This window comes from Brachybacterium netajii (SeqCode), from assembly GCF_054114245.1.
The window spans coordinates 324,295-341,363 of record NZ_JBSYXB010000003.1 but is presented as its reverse complement, the minus strand read 5'-3'; the positions used below and the strand labels follow the sequence as shown (position 1 = coordinate 341,363).

General features: G+C 71.5%; 14 protein-coding genes. 10 read left to right on the top strand and 4 right to left on the bottom strand.

Annotated features, from left to right (window positions below; translation table 11 throughout):
• Positions 1 to 180 precede the first annotated feature (180 nt).
• From ACXET9_RS08780 to ACXET9_RS08770, 3 genes are read left to right on the top strand one after another with little or no spacing between them, the layout of a single operon-like run.
• Positions 181 to 1,539 carry an extracellular solute-binding protein gene (locus ACXET9_RS08780; protein ID WP_457886161.1) on the top strand — a complete coding sequence of 453 codons (1,359 nt, stop codon included), beginning with the start codon at positions 181 to 183 and terminating at the stop codon, positions 1,537 to 1,539.
• 16 nt (positions 1,540 to 1,555) lie between these two features.
• Positions 1,556 to 2,527: a carbohydrate ABC transporter permease gene (locus ACXET9_RS08775; RefSeq protein ID WP_457886160.1), complete on the top strand. Its 972-nt coding sequence runs from the start codon at positions 1,556 to 1,558 to the stop codon at positions 2,525 to 2,527.
• A 3-nt stretch (positions 2,528 to 2,530) separates the two neighbouring features.
• Positions 2,531 to 3,487 (top strand): carbohydrate ABC transporter permease, encoded by a 957-nt coding sequence (locus tag ACXET9_RS08770; protein WP_457886159.1) that lies wholly within the window; start codon positions 2,531 to 2,533, stop codon positions 3,485 to 3,487.
• Between the two features lie 919 nt (positions 3,488 to 4,406).
• On the opposite strand, the gene ACXET9_RS08765 is transcribed toward ACXET9_RS08770, so the two are convergent.
• Positions 4,407 to 4,604: a hypothetical protein gene (locus tag ACXET9_RS08765; RefSeq protein WP_457886158.1), complete on the bottom strand. Its 198-nt coding sequence runs from the start codon at positions 4,602 to 4,604 to the stop codon at positions 4,407 to 4,409.
• A gap of 161 nt (positions 4,605 to 4,765) precedes the next feature.
• Here ACXET9_RS08765 and ACXET9_RS08760 point away from each other — a divergent pair, with 161 nt between their 5' ends.
• The 6 genes from ACXET9_RS08760 (at position 4,766) to ACXET9_RS08735 (ending at position 13,006) form a co-directional block, all read left to right on the top strand.
• Positions 4,766 to 5,863 carry a LacI family DNA-binding transcriptional regulator gene (locus tag ACXET9_RS08760; RefSeq protein ID WP_457886157.1) on the top strand — a complete coding sequence of 366 codons (1,098 nt, stop codon included), beginning with the start codon at positions 4,766 to 4,768 and terminating at the stop codon, positions 5,861 to 5,863.
• An 84-nt stretch (positions 5,864 to 5,947) separates the two neighbouring features.
• Positions 5,948 to 7,627, top strand: coding sequence for a xylulokinase (locus ACXET9_RS08755; protein WP_457886156.1), 1,680 nt, complete (start codon positions 5,948 to 5,950; stop codon positions 7,625 to 7,627).
• 65 nt (positions 7,628 to 7,692) lie between these two features.
• Positions 7,693 to 8,430: an L-ribulose-5-phosphate 4-epimerase gene (locus ACXET9_RS08750; protein WP_457886155.1), complete on the top strand. Its 738-nt coding sequence runs from the start codon at positions 7,693 to 7,695 to the stop codon at positions 8,428 to 8,430.
• A 40-nt stretch (positions 8,431 to 8,470) separates the two neighbouring features.
• Entirely contained in the window at positions 8,471 to 9,979 is a 1,509-nt protein-coding gene (gene araA / locus ACXET9_RS08745; RefSeq protein WP_457886154.1) for an L-arabinose isomerase, read from the top strand.
• A gap of 148 nt (positions 9,980 to 10,127) precedes the next feature.
• On the top strand, positions 10,128 to 11,465 hold the full coding sequence (locus ACXET9_RS08740) for a D-arabinono-1,4-lactone oxidase (protein WP_457886153.1): 1,338 nt from the start codon (positions 10,128 to 10,130) through the stop codon (positions 11,463 to 11,465).
• Positions 11,466 to 11,683: 218 nt separating this feature from the next.
• Positions 11,684 to 13,006 (top strand): glycoside hydrolase family 27 protein, encoded by a 1,323-nt coding sequence (locus ACXET9_RS08735; protein WP_457886282.1) that lies wholly within the window; start codon positions 11,684 to 11,686, stop codon positions 13,004 to 13,006.
• Between the two features lie 87 nt (positions 13,007 to 13,093).
• Here the strand turns inward: ACXET9_RS08735 and ACXET9_RS08730 are convergent, their stop codons facing one another.
• On the bottom strand, positions 13,094 to 14,677 hold the full coding sequence (locus ACXET9_RS08730; protein ID WP_457886152.1) for a BNR-4 repeat-containing protein: 1,584 nt from the start codon (positions 14,675 to 14,677) through the stop codon (positions 13,094 to 13,096).
• Positions 14,678 to 14,927: 250 nt separating this feature from the next.
• Between ACXET9_RS08730 and ACXET9_RS08725 the strand changes: the two genes are divergently transcribed.
• Positions 14,928 to 16,238 (top strand): ABC transporter substrate-binding protein, encoded by a 1,311-nt coding sequence (locus tag ACXET9_RS08725; protein WP_457886151.1) that lies wholly within the window; start codon positions 14,928 to 14,930, stop codon positions 16,236 to 16,238.
• Between the two features lie 38 nt (positions 16,239 to 16,276).
• Here ACXET9_RS08725 and ACXET9_RS08720 read toward each other — a convergent pair whose 3' ends face one another.
• Positions 16,277 to 16,480 (bottom strand): helix-turn-helix domain-containing protein, encoded by a 204-nt coding sequence (locus tag ACXET9_RS08720; RefSeq protein WP_457886150.1) that lies wholly within the window; start codon positions 16,478 to 16,480, stop codon positions 16,277 to 16,279.
• The gene (locus tag ACXET9_RS08715; protein WP_457886149.1) at positions 16,480 to 16,956 is read right to left on the bottom strand and encodes a DUF2975 domain-containing protein; all 477 of its coding nucleotides are present in this window, start codon (positions 16,954 to 16,956) and stop codon (positions 16,480 to 16,482) included. The genes ACXET9_RS08720 and ACXET9_RS08715 overlap by 1 nt, the downstream gene beginning before the upstream one ends.
• Positions 16,957 to 17,069 lie beyond the last annotated feature (113 nt).

The following is a 17,069-nucleotide window of genomic DNA, read 5'->3' as shown; positions in this document are numbered from 1 at the left end:
TCGGCCGGCCCGCTCGTCGGCCGCCGGAACTCCCGTCGGCCGACGCCGGATCGTGACCGCGCGCCGACGACGCGACGCCCGGCGGGCTTGATTCTGCGGGCCGGAAGGAGGATGGTAAACGTTGCAAGTGCTCCAGGGCACATGCGATGACCTCAGCTGTGTTCACGATGGAGTGATGCCATGCTCGACCGCAGACCGACCCGTCCACCCCGCCCGCCCCTCTCCCGTCGTCGGGTGCTGGGAGCCGGTGCGGCGGCCGCCGCGGCGGTGCCCCTCGCCGGATGCTCGTCCCCGCTCGCCGCGGGCCTCGTCGGCAGCCAGCTCAATCCCGAGACCCTGGTCTTCTGGAACCTCTTCGGCGGCGGCGACGGCGGCCGCATGCAGACCATGGAGGGCATCTACCAGGACGAGAACGGCGGCGCCGACTCGCTCCAGGCCACCACGTTCTCCTGGGGCAACCCGTACTACTCGAAGGTCACGCTCGCGACCGTCGGCAACCAGCCGCCCGACGTCGCGGTCGCGCACCTGACCCGCGCCCAGTCGCTCTGGGACGGCGGGATCCTCGACCCGATCACCGAGGAGGACCTCGCCGGCGTCGGCCTGTCCTCCTCCGACTTCAACACCACCGTGTGGGAGAAGCAGATCGTCGACGGCAGCAACATCGCCGTCCCGCTCGACACCCACCCCTTCGTGATGTTCTACAACGTCGAGGTGCTCGACCAGGCCGGACTGATCGAGTCCGACGGCTCGCTGACCGACCTCACCGGCGTCGACACCTTCGAGGCCGCGCTCGCGGAGATCAGTGGCGTCACCGGCGCCGCCGCCCTCAACGTCGCCAACGTCTCCGAGACCGCGACCCCGTGGCGCTTCTTCTGGACGATCTACAACCAGTATGCCGACGCCACGCCGTTCCTCTCCGGCGGCGGCACCGAGATCTCCGTCGACGTCGACATCTACACCGAGGTCATGAACCGGGTGCAGACCTGGGTCGACAACGGCTGGCTGAACCGCGGCATCGACTATGCGGGCGCGCAGACCGAGATGTTCACCGGCAAGGTCGGCATGTTCCTGCAGGGCGAATGGGAGATCTCCACCGCCCAGTCCATCGAGGGCCTCGAGTTCGGCATGGCGCCGGTCCCGCAGCTGTTCGACAAGCCGGCCGCGCAGGGCGACTCCCACACCTTCGTGCTGCCGAGGAAGGACCGCACGCCCGAGCAGCGCTCCCAGGCGATGGGGTTCATCAAGTCGATGCTCGACCAGTCGATGACCTGGGCCGAGGGCGGCCACGTGCCTGCCTACCTGCCCACGGCGGAGAGCGCCGAGTTCAAGGCCCTCGAGCCGCAGGCGAACTACGCGGCCGCCGCCGAGAACGTCGTCTTCGACGACGCCGCCTGGTTCGGAGGCTCCGGCTCGACGTTCGAGGCCACCGTCGGCGCGCAGCTCGCCCTCGTCCAGCAGGGCACGGCGACGCCAGAGCGCGCGCTCGACGCCATCCGCGAGCAGCTCGCGGTCTACCTCGACACCCCCAGCCCCCTCTGACGCGAAGGGCCACCTCATGACCACCGCATCCCTCGAGAGCCCGACGGGCTCCACCGGCACCACCGCGTCAGCCGCCCGCCCCCGCCACGGCGGACGCCCCTCGGACCGCGGCACCGGACCCGGCGCCTGGCTGTTCATCGCCCCCTTCGGCGTCTTCTACCTGGCCTTCCTGCTCGGTCCGACGATCTGGATGCTCATCTCGAGCTTCTTCAACACCTCGCTCGTGCACAAGGGCCTCGGCTCCTTCGCCGGCCTGGACAACTACATCGAGATGTTCAGCCGCAGCGACTTCTGGTCCTCGCTGTGGCACACCCTCCAGTTCACCCTCTACACGACCCCGCCGCTGGTGATCCTCGCGTTCGTCTTCGCGGTCCTCACCAACCGGCTCCAGCACGGCCAATGGTTCTTCCGCCTGGCCTTCTTCCTGCCGTTCATCCTGCCCTCGGCGACGATCTCCCTCATCTGGGTCTTCCTCTTCACCCCGTCGACCGGCCTCTGGGCGACCGTGCAGAGCTGGATCGGTCTGACCCCCGGCTCGGGCATCCTCGCGAGCCCCTCGACCGCCATGATCGGCATCGCCATCGCCACGATCTGGTGGACCATCGGCTTCAACTTCATCCTCTACCTCGCGGGCCTCCAGGAGATCCCCCGCGAGCTCTACGAGGCCGCCGCGGTCGACGGCGCCACCACCGGCCAGCAGATCCGCCACATCACGGTCCCGATGCTGCGCCGCACCACCACCCTCGTGGTCCTGCTGCAGATCATCGCCAGCCTGAAGATCTTCGACCAGGTCTACCTGATGACCGGAGGCGGCCCCGGCATCTCCACGCAGGTCACCCTCGGTCTCGTCGCCAACACGGCGTTCACCGACAACCGCATCGGCGCGGCCTCCGCCGCCTCCGTGCTGCTGTTCATCATCATCGTCGTCATCGCCGTGATCCGCGAGATCGTCGAGCGCGCCGCCGCCAAGCGCGAGCAGGAGGCCTGAGCCATGACCGCTGCCACCCCCACCGCCCCCCGCTCCTCCGGGTCGTCCGGGTCCTCCGGGTCGTCGCGCGGATCCTCCGCGGTCTCGCGCGCCGTCTCCGCGGCCGCCCCTCCCGCCCGCCGCGCCTCCCACGGCGTCAGCGGACGGACCTTCGCCGTCGTCTCCTGGATCGTCCTCGGCGTCTTCGCGATCATCTGGCTGGTCCCCAGCCTCTTCGCCCTGAAGACCTCGATCACCGACAACGGCGTCGCCGCCCTCGGCGCCTCCGAGATCCTCAGCGACTTCAACCCGACGCTGTACTCCTACTCGTCGCTGTTCCAGCAGGGCGACATCTGGAACTGGTACCTCGCCAGCTTCGTCACCGGCATCATCGCGACCCTGATGGTGATCGTCTTCGCCTCCATGACGGCGTTCGCGATCTCCCGCCTCCGCTTCCGCGGACGCACCGTCGTCATGCTGCTGATCCTCATGGGCATCATGATCCCGAGCCAGGTGCTGATCGTCCCGATCTTCGAGTTCCTCGGCTTCATGAACCTGCTGAACACCTACTGGGCCGTCATCTTCCCGCAGGTCCCCGCGGTCATCTCCGTCTTCATCTTCAAGCAGTTCTTCGACGGCATCCCCCGCGAGCTCGAGGAGGCCGCCCGCATCGACGGCGCCGGCCTCTGGAAGATCTACCGCTCCGTCATCCTCCCGCTCTCGAAGCCGGTCGTCGCCGCCGTCGCGATCCTGACCTTCGTGGGCGTCTGGAACAACCTGATGCTCCCCCTGTTCGTCCTGACCAACCCGGATCTCATGACGATCCCCGTCGGCCTCGCGACCGTCCAGGGCAGCTTCGGCCAGCGCTACGCCGACATCCAGGCCGGCGCGATCCTCGCCGCCCTCCCCCTGGTCATCCTCTACATGCTCTTCCAGCGCCAGATCGTCGAGGGCGTCGCGGGGACGGGGCTCAAGGGCTGACGCCGGGTCGGGGGTCGCGAGCTCCTGAGCTCGGGGCTCCTGGGCTCCTGGGCTCCTGGGCTCCTGGGCTCCTGGGCTCCTGGGCTCCTGACCAGCGCATATCGAAGCCCCCGTCGCTCCTCATCACGAGGAGCGACGGGGGCTTCGGGCCGGCGAGTGCGCTGGGGGCGCCCTTTCCTCTCGATACCCGGCTGGCTCGACAAGCTCGGCAGCGAACGGGACGTGAGCGGCACGTGCCCTGCTATATGCAGGGCACGTGCCGCTGAGATCCCTTTCGCTGCCACCCCTCCCCCGAGCTCGCCCTACGAGCCCTCCCGTACACATCCGGTCTCCCTGTCCGGCACCCCTCAGCGCGGTCAAGCACGCAGGGAGCACACCGGGAGCACGCCCAATGGCCCTCAGCTACCGCTCCGACCCTCTTCCGCCCGCCCAGTGGGCACCAGCCCCCGTTCTGGCGCCCCAGAACGAGTGCTCACGCCCACTCGATCTCCATACCGACAGCTGAAGCCCACTCGCCCGGGCTTGCTGGGCCAGGGCCTCCCGTCGCCGGGCGCGCCGAGCTCTACGAGCGCAACGAGCGCAACGAGCTCACTGGGATAGGCACGGGGAAGGGCACCGGCGACGCCGGGAAGCATCAGGCAACGCCCGAGGAGACCGAAGACAGGCCCAGTGGGCCTCAGCCCCCGTTCTGGCGCCCCAGAACGGGGGCTCACGCCCACTGGACCCGCATACCGCCAGCTGGAGCCAACTGCCCCCGCAAACAGCGACGCCCGGAGCGCTCCCCCGCAGGAAAGCTGCTCCGGGCGTCATCGATCCGAGCGCATCAGCCAGAGTCAGCCAAGGTCAGCCGAGTTCAGCCAGCCGCACCCGACCCGACCCGGCCCGACCCGACACCACCCGACCCCGACCACCCCACTCCTCAATTCTCCGCCCCCGCATGGCGCTTGTTGTAGACGCCGAAGGCGATGGCGAGGACGAGGACGATGCCGCGGACGATCTCCTGGGTGGGCTGGGCGATGCCCATGATCTGCATGCCGTTGGGCATGACGGCCATAATGAGGCCGCCGATGAAGGCCACGGCGGTGTGACGCGCATCGCCTCGGATGCTAACGTTCACATCTTGATCGGTGTCCAGCCGTGGCCGTTTCGAAGCATCCCGATACGGTAACGACCAGCATCGATGCCCCCGCAGGCCCGTCGGCCATCGGGGCGCCACAATGCACCCGACACCCGACACCCGACACCCGGCCCCCGGGGTCCGACGACGAGAGGAAGCGCATGGACCGCACTGCTCGTCGACCGTCGATGGCGGACGTGGCGCAGCGCGCCGGCGTCTCGTACCAGACGGTCTCGCGGGTGCTCAACGACCCGGACCTGGTCCGTCCCGCGACCCGCGAGCGGGTGCAGGCGGCGATCCTCGAGCTCGGATACACCCGCAACCGCGCCGCCCGCGCCCTGAAGACGACCCGGTCCTCGCTGATCGGCGTGCTCACCGACGGATCCTCGCTGTTCGGCCCCTCGGAGACGACGACCGCGATCGAGGAGGCGGCCCGCGCAGCCGGCTACTCGATGCTGCTGACGACGGTCGCGCCCCATGCGGCCTCGCCGCGCGAGATCGGGGCCGACCTGCTGGGCTCGGGGGCCGACGGGATCCTCGTGGTCGCCGCCCACGAGGGGATGGTGCACGCCGTCGAGGCGGTCGCGCGGACGACGCCCGTGGTCGCGGTCTCCGCGGAGCCCCTGGAGGTGCCGGGCGTGACCGCCGTCGGCGTCGACCAGCGGCTCGGCAGCCATCAGGTGATGGAGCATCTGGCGCGCACGGGCTGCCGCCGCATCGTGCATGCGGCGGGGCCGCCCGACTGGTTCGACGCGCGGGCCCGGCGCGCGGGCTTCGAGGGCGCGCTCGAGGAGCTCGGGCTCGACGGTGCGATCGTCGGCCCCGGCGACTGGACTCCGCGCTCGGGCTACGACATCGCATCGCGCCTGGTCACGAGCGGTCTGCCGGATGCGATCTTCGCGGCGAACGACATGATGGCGATCGGCGTGATCCATGCGCTGGCCGAGCACGGGGTGCGGATCCCGCAGGACGTCGCGGTCGTCGGCTTCGACAACACGCTCGGCGCGGAGTTCCTCCTGCCCTCGCTGACGACCGTCTCCCAGCCCTTCGCCGAGCTCGGCCGCACGGCGCTGACCCGGCTGGTCGGCGAGCTCGAGGGCCCGCCCTCCGCCGCAGGCATCGGAGCCGTCGACGACGCCTCCGGCAGCGCGGACGTCGCCTCCGGCAGCGGGACCGACGCCTCCGGCGGCGGGGACGTCGCCTCCCTGCCCCCGCGCCTGGTCGTGCGCCGCTCGACCCTTCCCGAGCGGACCGGCTGACCCCTCCCCCGGGCCCCACGCGCGCTCCCGCACCCCAAAATGTGAACGTTGACATTCGGGGGCGCGACTGGTGCAATATCCGTCATGACGCACAACGACGTGGACTCCTCCGCCGCCGACGCGATCGCCTCCGGCCGGGCGTTCCTCGGCATCGAGCTCGGCTCGACCCGCATCAAGGCCGCTCTCGTGGACGGCTCCGGCGCCGTGCTCGGCTCGGGCTCCCACTCCTGGGAGAACCAGCTGGTCGACGACAGCTGGACCTACTCCCTCGAGGACGTCTGGGCGGGCGTCCGCTCCTGCTACGCCGACCTCGCGCGCGAGGTGCGGGAGCGCCACGGCGCCGAGATCACGGAGCTCGGCGGCATCGGCGTCTCGGCGATGATGCACGGCTACCTGGCCTTCGACGCCGACGGCGAGCTGCTGGTGCCCTTCCGCACCTGGCGCAACACCTACACCGAGGATGCCTCCGCCCTGCTCAGCGAGGCCTTCTCCCTGAACATCCCGCTGCGCTGGAGCGTCTCGCACCTGCTGCACGCGGTCCTCGGCGGCGAGGAGCACGTCGGCCGGATCGGGCACATCACGACCCTCGCCGGGCATGTCCACGAGCGCCTCACGGGCCGCCGCGCGCTGGGCGTCGGCGACGCCTCGGGCGTCTTCCCGATCGCCGCCTCCGGCGACGCCTACGATCCGGAGCTCCTCGCGCGCTTCGATGCGCTCGAGGCGACCGCGGGCGTGCCGTGGAGCATCGCCGACGTGCTGCCCGAGGTCCTCGTCGCCGGCCAGGAGGCCGGCCGCCTGACCGCCGAGGGCGCCGAGCTGCTGGATCCGACGGGCGCGCTGCGGCCCGGCGCGATCGCCGCCCCGCCGGAGGGCGACGCCGGCACCGGCATGGTCGCCACCCAGGCCGTCGAGCCCCGCACCGGCAACGTCTCCGCCGGCACGAGCGCCTTCGCGATGGTCGTGCTGGAGAAGCCGCTGTCGGGCCCGCGCCCGGAGATCGACCTGGTCACGACGCCGTCGGGCGATCCGGTGGCGATGATCCACACGAACAACTGCGCGAGCGACCTCGACGCCTGGCTGGGCCTGTTCGCGCGCTTCGCGGAGCTGACCGGCAGCACCGTCGACGCGCAGGAGCTGTTCGCGACGCTCTTCGCGGCCGGCGCCGCGGGCGACCCCGACGCCGGGGGCGTCCTCACCTACAACTACATCTCGGGCGAGCACCAGACGCACGTCGCCTCGGGCCGTCCGCTGCTGGTGCGCGAGCAGTCCGCGCGCTTCACCCTCGAGAACTTCATGCGCGCCCAGCTCTACGGCGCCTTCGGTGCGCTCGCGGTGGGCATGAAGGCCCTCCTCGAGGACGAGGGCGTGCAGCTCGACGTGATGTTCGCGCACGGCGGCATCTTCCGCACCCGCGGCGTCGCCCAGCAGATCCTCGCCGACGCCCTCGGCACGCCCGTCGCCGTCGGCGAGTCCGCCGGCGAGGGCGGCGCCTGGGGCATGGCCCTGCTGGCCGCCTTCGCCGCCCGCACCGCCGCCGGATCGGCCGACGCCGGTTCCGCCGGTTCGGCCGACGACGCCGCCGCGCCGGCCGCCGCCCCGTCGGCCGCCGCTCTCAGCGCCTTCCTGGCCGACGAGGTCTTCGCCGGCCAGTCCCGCTCGACGCTCAACCCCGACCCCGAGGGCTCCGCGGGCCATGCGCGCTGGCTCGAGGGCTACCGCGCCGGTCTGCCCGTCGAGCGCCTCGCCGGCGAGACCCTCGCCTGAGCCGCTCCCAACCCGCAGCGCCAGCACCGCACACCACCACGATCCGCTCGACCCCAGGAGATCCCATGACCCTCGTCCTCGCCGACCTCCCCGAGGCGGTCCGCACCGCCGTCGCCGCCGCCCGCGAGCGCGTCGCCGCGCTGCACGCCGAGCTGCCCCGCAACCAGCTGGTCGTGTGGACCGCCGGCAACGTCTCCGAGCGCATCGTGCTGCCGGCGGACGCCCCGGCCGACGCCGCCGCCGTCCCTGGCCTGTTCGTCATCAAGCCCTCGGGCGTGTCCTACGACGACCTCACCCCCGAGTCGATGGTCGTGTGCACGCTCGACGGCGCGAAGATCGTCGACGGCACGCCGGACGCGCTGCAGCCGTCCTCGGACACCGCGGCCCACGCCTACGTGTACACGCACCTCGAGCACGTCGGCGGCGTCGTGCACACCCACTCGACGTACGCGACCGCCTGGGCCGCGCGCGGCGAGGAGATCCCCTGCGTGCTGACGATGATGGCCGACGAGTTCGGCGGCCCGATCCCCGTGGGCCCCTTCGCGATCATCGGCGACGACTCCATCGGCCGCGGCATCGTCGAGACCCTCCGCGACTCCCGCTCGCGCGCGGTGCTCATGCAGAACCACGGCCCCTTCACGATCGGCAAGGACGCCCGCGACGCCGTCAAGGCCGCGGTCATGTGCGAGGAGGTCGCCCGCACGGTGCACATCTCCCGCCAGCTCGGCGAGCCCCTGCCGATCGCGCAGGAGAACGTCGACGCCCTGTTCGACCGCTACCAGAACGTCTACGGCCAGCGCTGACGCCGGCCCGGCACCGACCCCACCTCCGAGAGGACATCCCATGCAGAACCCCTTCGAGACCCGCGAGATCTGGTTCCTGACCGGCAGCCAGGGGCTGTACGGCCCGGAGACGCTGGAGCAGGTCGCCGAGCAGTCCCGCGTCATCGCCGAGACCCTCGACGCCGCCGCCGGCATCCCCGTGAAGATCGTCTGGAAGCCGGTCCTGACCGACCGCGACGCGATCCGCGAGACCGCGCTGGCCGCGAACGCGGACCCGGCGTGCGTCGGCGTCATCACCTGGATGCACACGTTCTCCCCCGCGAAGATGTGGATCCAGGGCCTCGACGCCCTGCAGACCCCGCTGCTGCACCTGCACACGCAGGCGAACGTGGCCCTGCCGTGGTCGACGATCGACATGGACTTCATGAACCTCAACCAGGCCGCCCACGGCGACCGCGAGTTCGGGTACATCGCCACGCGCCTCGGCGTGAACCGCAAGACCGTCGTCGGCCATGCGACCGATCAGGGCGTGCAGGCGAAGATCGGCCGCTGGGCCCGCGCCGTCACCGGCTGGGCCGAGATGCACTCGCTGAAGCTCGCGCGCTTCGGCGACAACATGCGCAACGTCGCCGTCACCGAGGGCGACAAGACCGAGGCCGAGCTGCGCCTGGGCGTCTCCGTGAACACCTGGGGCGTCAACGACCTGGTGGCCGTGGTCGACGCCGTCGAGGACACGGCGATCGACACCCTCGTCGCCGAGTACGAGGACCTCTACGAGGTCGTCCCCGAGCTGCGTAAGGGCGGCGAGCGCCACGAGTCGCTGCGCTACGGCGCCCGCATCGAGATCGGCCTGCGCACCTTCCTGGAGGAGGGCGGCTTCGGCGCCTTCACCACGAACTTCGAGGACCTCGGCGGGCTCCGCCAGCTGCCCGGCCTCGCCGTGCAGCGCCTCATGGCCGACGGCTACGGCTTCGGCGCCGAGGGCGACTGGAAGACCGCGATCCTCGTGCGCGTCGCGAACGTCATGGGTTACGGCCTGCCGGGCGGCGCCTCCCTCATGGAGGACTACACCTACGAGCTCACCCCCGGCCAGGAGAAGATCCTGGGCGCCCACATGCTCGAGGTCTCCCCGTCCCTGACCTCGCAGAAGCCGTCGCTGGAGATCCATCCGCTGGGCATCGGCGACCGCGAGGACCCGGTCCGCCTGAAGTTCGCGGCCGACGCCGGCACCGCCGTCGTCGTCGCCCTCTCCGACATGCGCGAGCGCTTCCGCCTGATCGCGAACGTCGTCGACGTCGTCGAGCCCGACGAGGAGCTGCCGAACCTCCCGGTCGCCTGCGCCGTCTGGGAGCCCCGCCCCGACTTCGCGACCTCCGCCGAGTGCTGGCTGACTGCGGGCGCCGCCCACCACACGGTCATGACCTCGGCCGTCGATCTCGAGACCTGGGAGGATCTCGCCACCATCGGCGACATCGAGCTCGCGATCATCGACGAGGGCACCACGGTGCGCTCCTTCGCGCAGGACCTGCGCACCAACCAGGTGTTCCACCGCCTGGCCCAGGGCTTCTGAGCCCGACGGGCGGGTCCGCACCGTCGGACCCGCCCGCCCCGCGGGACCCGCCCGCCCCGCGGGGCCCGCCCGCTCCGCACCATCCCGCAGGCCCGCCCGCGGGCCCGCCCCGCAGCCCCGCCCCACCATCAGGAAGACGCGCAGAACCATGAGCATCGGATCCGACGACGCCGTCGGCCGCCGCCCGGGCCGGAGCTGGTCCGGCACCGTGGACTACGGCCCCGGCCCCCTCCATACCCCCGGGACCGTCGACGAGCTGCGCGCGCTCGTCGGCCGCAGCCGGAGCCTGCGGGCCCTCGGCACGCGCCATTCCTTCTCGCGCGTCGCCGCCTCCGCGGCCGATCTCGTGACCCTCGAGCGGATGCCCGCGGACATCTCCGTGGACACGGCCGCCCGCACGGTCCGCGTCGGCGCGCAGGTCCGCTACGGCGAGCTCGCGATCGCCGTGCAGCGCCACGGCCTGGCGCTGCCGAACATGGGCTCGCTGCCGCACATCTCCGTCGGCGGCGCTGTCGCCACCGGCACCCACGGCTCGGGCGATGCGCTGCGCTCGCTGTCGAACGCGGTGCGGACCGTCGAGCTGGTCACCGCGGGCGGCGACCTGCTGACCCTGGACCGCGAGGCCGACGCCGACGTGTTCCCCGGCGTCGTGCTGTCGCTGGGCGCCCTCGGCGTCGTCACCCACCTGGTGCTCGACCTCGTGCCCGACTACCGGATCCGCCAGACCGTCCACCTCGACCTCCCCGCCGAGCGCATGACCTCCGAGGATCTCCTCGCGCTCCACGCCGGCGGCCGCAGCGTCAGCCTGTTCCACACCTTCGACGGCACGATCTCGCAGATCTGGCGCAAGCAGCAGGTCGACGACGCCGACGCGGCCGACGGGGCCTCCGGGTCCGACGGCGCCTCCGCGGCCGACGGTCTCGCGGCCGACGGCTCCTGGTTCGGCGCCCGCCGCGCCGAGGCCGGCGTGCACCCGCTGCCGTCGATGCCCGCGGACTTCTGCACCGACCAGACCGGTGCCCCCGGCCCGTTCTACGACCGGCTCCCGCACTTCAAGCTCGAGTTCACGCCGTCCAACGGCGAGGAGATCCAGTCGGAGTTCTTCGTCGCGCGGGAGCATCTCGCCGACGCCGTCGCCTCCCTCACGGAGATCGGCGAGCGCATCCGTCCGCTGCTGCTGATCTCCGAGCTGCGCACGATCGCGGCCGACGAGCTGTGGCTCTCGCCGATGCACGGCCGCGACAGCTCGGCCCTCCACTTCACGTGGGCGCGCGAGCCCGAGGCCGTCGAGGCCCTGCTGCCGGAGGTCGAGGAGCGCCTGGCGGACTTCGCCGCCCGCCCCCACTGGGGGAAGGTCTTCACGATGTCGCCGGACACCGTCCGCGCGCAGTACCCGCGGCTCGGCGACTTCCAGGCCCTCCGCGACCGCCTCGACCCCGACCGCGTCTTCGCCAACGCGTACGTCGACCGCCTGCTCGGCTCCTGACCCGCCCCCGACCTGTCCCTGGCCCGTCCCCGACCCGCCCTCGACCTGCACCACCTGTCGAACACCGACCCGCACCTCCCTTCTGAGATCGGATCCCCCTCATGACGCAGACGTCATCCCCCGCGCCCGCCTCGTCGACCGCCGCGACCGCGGCCCCGTCGTCGGCCACCGCGGCCCCGGCCGTGCGCGGCCACCGTGCCCCGTCGGCCCGCCCGCCGATGGGCTGGAACAGCTGGGACTGCTTCGGCACGACCGTGACCGAGGAGGAGGTGCTCGCCAACGCCCGCTTCATGGCGGAGCATCTCGCGCCCTACGGCTGGGACACGGTCGTGATCGACATCGACTGGTCGGACCCGTCGGCCCGCTCCCACGGGTACAACGTGGGCGCGCCGCTGACGATCGACGAGAACGGCCGGCTGCTGCCGGATCCCGTCCGCTTCCCCTCCGCGGCTGACGGCGCCGGCTTCGCCCCGCTCGCCGCGCAGATCCATGACCTGGGCCTGCGCTTCGGCATCCATGTCATGCGCGGCATCCCGCGCCTCGCGGTCGACGCCGACAGCCCGATCGCGGGCTCGTCCGCGAGCGCCGCGCAGATCGCCTTCCCGGAGAACTCCTGCGAGTGGAACCCGCACATGGTCGGCATCGACCATGCGGTCCCCGGCGCGGGCGACTACTACGATTCGATCCTGGCGCTGTACGCGGGATGGGGCGTGGACTTCCTGAAGGTCGACGACATGCTCTGGCCGTACCAGGCCGCGGAGATCGAGGCGTTCGCGGCGTCGATCGACCGCTGCGGCCGGCCGATCGAGCTGAGCCTCTCCCCCGGCCGGGACCTGTCCCTCACGCGCCTCGACCATCTGCGCGAGAACGCCACCATGTGGCGCGTCTGCGACGACCTGTGGGACTCGTGGGCCGACGTCGAGGCGAACTTCGCGCGCTTCGCCCGCTGGGCGCCGACCGCCGGCGCGGGCGGCTGGCCCGACGGCGACATGCTGCCGCTGGGGCGCATCGGCATCCGGGCCGAGCGCGGCGAGCCCCGCCACGACCTGCTCACCCCGGCCGAGCGCCGCACCCTGATGACCCTGTGGTCGATCGCCCGCTCGCCGCTCATGATCGGCGGGCATCTGCCCGAGTCCGATCCCGAGACGATCGCCCTGTTCACGAACGCCGACGTCCTGGCCGTGCAGACCTCCTCCCGCGAGGGCCGCGAGGTCTTCCGCGAGGGCCCGCTCGTGCTGTGGACGGCGCTCGGCGAGGCCGACGTCCGCTACGTCGCCGCCTTCAACCTCGGCGACGAGCCGCTGACGGTGTCCCTGGACAGCCTGAACGTGGGCCTGCCGGCGGATCTCGGCGGCGCGTCGGCGGATGGCGCGTCGACGGGCGGCGAGCTGCGCGAGCTGTGGACCGGCGAGCTCGTCCCGACCCGTGCGGTGAGCGTGCAGTCGAACGCGGCCCGCGGCGTCGCCCCCGGCTCGACCGCGATCGACGTGACGATCGCGCCCCACGGCACCGTGCTGCTGCGCTGGACCCCGGCGGCCTGACCGCCAACCGCCGGGCCGGGGGCTCGTCCCCCGGCCCGGCCGGCGCCGCTCGCGGCGCCGCACTCAGAGCCGCACTCAGAGCCGCTCTCAGCGCGGCTCGACGCGGGCGACGATCTCGGCGTCGTAGCGCTGCGAGGCGTCCATGGTGCCCTGGTACCAGGTGAGCACCTGCAGCGTCGGATCCCCCGGGACCGCGATCGGCCGGAAGGCGGAGCGCGCGGTGCCCGGGGTGATCGGCGTCCACTCCCAGCGCTCGTCGTCGGTCCCGGTGACCCCGTCCGCCCCGGCGACGAGCCGGCCGCGGAAGATCTCGTGGCGGGCGAGGGCGGTGCTATCGCGCGGGTCGACGGGCGTCGAGATCCACAGCTGCTCGGGATCGTCGGGGTCGATCGTGCCGAGGCCCGTGTAGTCCTCCTCGTGGGGCATGAGATGCGGGCCCGCGACGGCGAGCTCCCGCACCTCCCACGCAGCCGAGCCCGGGCGCAGGACCGCGCGGAAGAACCGGTGGTCGACCGGCCCCTCCGGCGGACGCCGCGGCCCCTCATGGCCCTCCCGGGCGGCGCGCTCGTCGCGTGCGAAGGAGGTGCCGAGGGTGTCGTCGGCGCGCGCGGTGAACAGCGCGACGACGGTCCCGTCGGCGAAGGACCGCAGGTCCGTCGTCCAGGCGTGCGTCATGGGGCTGCCGCCCCAGACGGTGCCGTTCGCGAACACGCAGGTGAGGTCCTCGGCGCGCGGGGTCGCCTCGCGCAGGCCGCGTCCGAGGGGGCCGACGACGGTGCCGTCGGCCCGGTGCAGCGCGCCGCCGGCGAGATAGCCGTGCCAGATCGAAGTCGCCATATCCCGGGGATGGTGCTCGGTGATGATGAGGTCGAGTCGGCCGTCGGCGCGCCCCGCCCCGTCGTCGGCCCGGGCCGGGCTCGCGTCGGCCCCCGTCGGACCGTCGCCGGCCGCGAAGCGGTTGGGCGAGGCGTAGCGGGCGTAGCCGTTGACGTAGCCGACCTTCTCCCGGGTCAGCAGGCGGCCGCCGAACTCCCAGCTCTCGCCGTCGTCGTGGGAGACGAGATAGCAGGGGTCGTCGTTGATCGCGCGGACGAAGCAGTGCAGCACGCCGTCGATCCGATGCAGGTTCTGGTAGGTGACGCCGCGGTGCCCGCCGAGTGCGGCGACCTCCTCGGCGTCGGCGCCGGTGAACAGGGTGCGCCAGTCGACGGCCCGCTCGGGGCCCCAGGCGCCGGCGGGGTCGTCGGTCTCGGAGATCCGCCACCGGGTGAGGTCGTCGCTCTTGTGGCGGCTGTAGACGGCGAGCCAGCGGCCGTCGTCGCGGCGCCAGAGCGCGGGATCGTCATGGTCGTCGGACTCGAGGCCCGCGTGCAGCACGACCGTGCGCACGGCGTCGGCCCCAGCATCGGCCGCAGCGTCGGCAGCGCCGAATGCCGCGAGGTCGACAACGTGGAGGTCGATGTCGCCGCCGCGGCTCTCGCCCTCGTGCCCGGCGCTCGAGGCGACCGCGCCGATCAGCAGGCGCCCGCCGACGGGGTCGACGAGCGCGCGCTCGTCCTGGAACCAGCACCAGCCGCCGTTGGCGTCGACCACCGCAGTGCGGACGTCGGAGCGGGCGTCGGAGCGGGCGTCGTCGGACAGGGATCTCGCGTCATCGCGCTGAACAGCCATGTCCCCAGGATCCCTGATCACGGCGACGAAGGAAAGCGATTGCTCGTCGGTGTCCGAGGAAAGGTCGGAAAACTCGGGACAGGAATCCGCGGGACTCCGAAGGCTGCCCCCGGGAGACCGGGAGACCGGGAAACCGGGAAACTGCGCGGGCCGCGGGCCGGGGGCGCGCGGATCGTGCGCGGATCTCGTAGCGTGGGGTCCGTCGGGACCGCGACGATGCACCCGACCGCGCACACCCGGAGGTCTCCTCGTGATCACCCGCCGACAGTCCCTGTCCCTGCTGGCCGCCGCCGGCGCCGCCACCGCCTCCCTGCCGCTGCTCGCCTCCTGCGGACCGAACTCCTCCCCCGGGGGCTCCGACGGCTCGGTCCGCATCTACTGGTGGGGCGGCGATCTGCGCCTGACCCTCACCCAGGAGGCCCTCGACCTGTTCCGGGCCACGGACCCCGGCTTCGAGGTCGCCGACGAGTTCAGCGAGTGGACCGGCTATTGGGACAAGCTCGCCACGCAGGTCGCCGGCGGCGCCCCGCCGGACCTGCTGCAGATGGACGAGGCCTACATCGACTCCTACGGGAACCAGGGCGCCCTCGCGGACCTCGAGTCCCTCTCCGACGTGCTGGACCTGTCGGCGATGGACGAGAACGTCCTGGACACCGGTCGCCTCGCCGACGGCACCCTGGTCGGGGCGCCGCTCGGCGTCGGCATCTTCTCCGTCGGGGTGAACACGGACCTGCTGGCCGAGTCGGGCGTCGACGTCCCCGCGGACACCGAGTGGACCTGGGAGCAGATGCTCGAGGTCTGCACGGAGATCGGCGCCTGGGGGAAGGAGCAGGGGGTCGTCGCGCTGGACTTCTTCGGCCAGAGCGCGGCCGAGCTCGGCGCCTGGGCCCGCCAGTCCGGCGAGCGGGTCTTCCCCCGCGAGGACGAGACCCTGGTCAGCCTCGACACCATCAAGGCGTTCCTCGACTATGCGAACCGCCTCATCGAGGCCGGCGCCGCCCCGGGCGCCTCCGATCAGATCGAGGACTTCAACGCGGGCGTCGAGCAGGGCCGCTTCGGCACCGGCACCTCCGTCTTCCACTTCCAGTTCCACACGCAGGTGCAGACCTTCCAGAAGGCCTCCGGAGCGACCATGGACCTGCTGCGCCTGCCGGCCCTGACCGCCGGGGACCCGCAGATGGTGAACAAGGCGTCGATGTACTGGTCGATCGCCTCCGCCTCGGTCGACTCGGGCGCCGCCGAGAACGCCGGGATCCTCATGGACTACCTGCTGACGGATCCGGACGCCGCGAAGGTCCTCAAGATCGAGCGCGGCGTCACCGCGATCCCCGCGATGCAGGACGCCGTCGAGCCCGAGCTCGACGACATCGAGACGATCTGCCTCGAGTTCGCCCGCACGATGCAGTCCGAGGTCGTCCGCGCGCCCCTGGTCACGCCCGCCTCGGGCGTCGGCTTCGGCGAGGAGGTCACCCGCATCAGCCAGTCGTACTACTTCGGCGACAGCGATCTCGACGCCGCCGCGCAGGAGATCCTCACCGCGCTGGAGGGCATGCAGGGCTAGAGCTCATCGAGGAGACCGATGGAGATTCACCGAGCGACCTATTCAACATGCTTCAGGATGTCGCCGGGCTGACAGTCGAGAGCCCGACATAGAGCTTCCAGTGTGGAGAATCTGATGGCTCGCGCTCTGCCGTTCTTGAGGACACCTATGTTCGCCGGACTGATACCCACCAGATCGGCGAGTTGACCGACCTCCATCTTTCGCTCAGCCAACAGGACATCGATCTTCACGACAATCGGCATCAGATCACCTGCGCCAGTTCAGCATGCTGCAGGGAAGCCTCCCTGAGGAGCGCTCGCGAGATCACCGCGAGAAGCGTCAAGCCGGCGCCGCCAGCCACGCACACCAAGAGCATCATCACAACCCCAGGCCCCCCGACACCAACACCGATGAGCAAATGCATCATCGTCGCCGCAGGGATCGCAGCGAAGAGGCAGAGACTCACGATGATCACATTCATGCCGCGCAACGACCTGCCATGGAATATATCCCCGGACTGCACTCTGCTCAGGAGCCACCAGAGTGCGCACAGGACTACCTGCAGGCATAGGACCGAGATGATCGCGGCAATGCTGTACGGCACGACCAGATGGGTAGTCTCGGAATATTCTCCACCCAGCTCGTTCGCCAAGATCGGAAGGAGGATCTGCGTCATCAGCGAGCCGAGGAGGAGAGCGACCAAGGCCGCTCGAGCCGCACGGACGATGGATCTGTTCATCGATCGAGTATCGATCGATACCCATCGATTGTCAATGGATCTCCAGCGAGGGGATCTGCAGGACCGAGATCGGGCGACGCGCAGGGCGGGCGCAACTGGCCGCTGAAGGGCAG

Excerpts from the sequence above, each read along its gene's own strand:
- ACXET9_RS08780 (WP_457886161.1), top strand. The coding sequence starts at position 181 with ATGCTCGACCGCAGACCGACCCGTCCACCCCGCCCGCCCCTCTCCCGT.
- ACXET9_RS08775 (WP_457886160.1), top strand. The coding sequence starts at position 1,556 with ATGACCACCGCATCCCTCGAGAGCCCGACGGGCTCCACCGGCACCACC.
- ACXET9_RS08770 (WP_457886159.1), top strand. The coding sequence starts at position 2,531 with ATGACCGCTGCCACCCCCACCGCCCCCCGCTCCTCCGGGTCGTCCGGG.
- ACXET9_RS08760 (WP_457886157.1), top strand. The coding sequence starts at position 4,766 with ATGGACCGCACTGCTCGTCGACCGTCGATGGCGGACGTGGCGCAGCGC.
- ACXET9_RS08755 (WP_457886156.1), top strand. The coding sequence starts at position 5,948 with ATGACGCACAACGACGTGGACTCCTCCGCCGCCGACGCGATCGCCTCC.
- ACXET9_RS08750 (WP_457886155.1), top strand. The coding sequence starts at position 7,693 with ATGACCCTCGTCCTCGCCGACCTCCCCGAGGCGGTCCGCACCGCCGTC.
- araA (WP_457886154.1), top strand. The coding sequence starts at position 8,471 with ATGCAGAACCCCTTCGAGACCCGCGAGATCTGGTTCCTGACCGGCAGC.
- ACXET9_RS08740 (WP_457886153.1), top strand. The coding sequence starts at position 10,128 with ATGAGCATCGGATCCGACGACGCCGTCGGCCGCCGCCCGGGCCGGAGC.
- ACXET9_RS08735 (WP_457886282.1), top strand. The coding sequence starts at position 11,684 with ATGGGCTGGAACAGCTGGGACTGCTTCGGCACGACCGTGACCGAGGAG.
- ACXET9_RS08730 (WP_457886152.1), bottom strand. The coding sequence starts at position 14,677 with ATGGCTGTTCAGCGCGATGACGCGAGATCCCTGTCCGACGACGCCCGC.
- ACXET9_RS08720 (WP_457886150.1), bottom strand. The coding sequence starts at position 16,480 with ATGCCGATTGTCGTGAAGATCGATGTCCTGTTGGCTGAGCGAAAGATG.
- ACXET9_RS08715 (WP_457886149.1), bottom strand. The coding sequence starts at position 16,956 with ATGAACAGATCCATCGTCCGTGCGGCTCGAGCGGCCTTGGTCGCTCTC.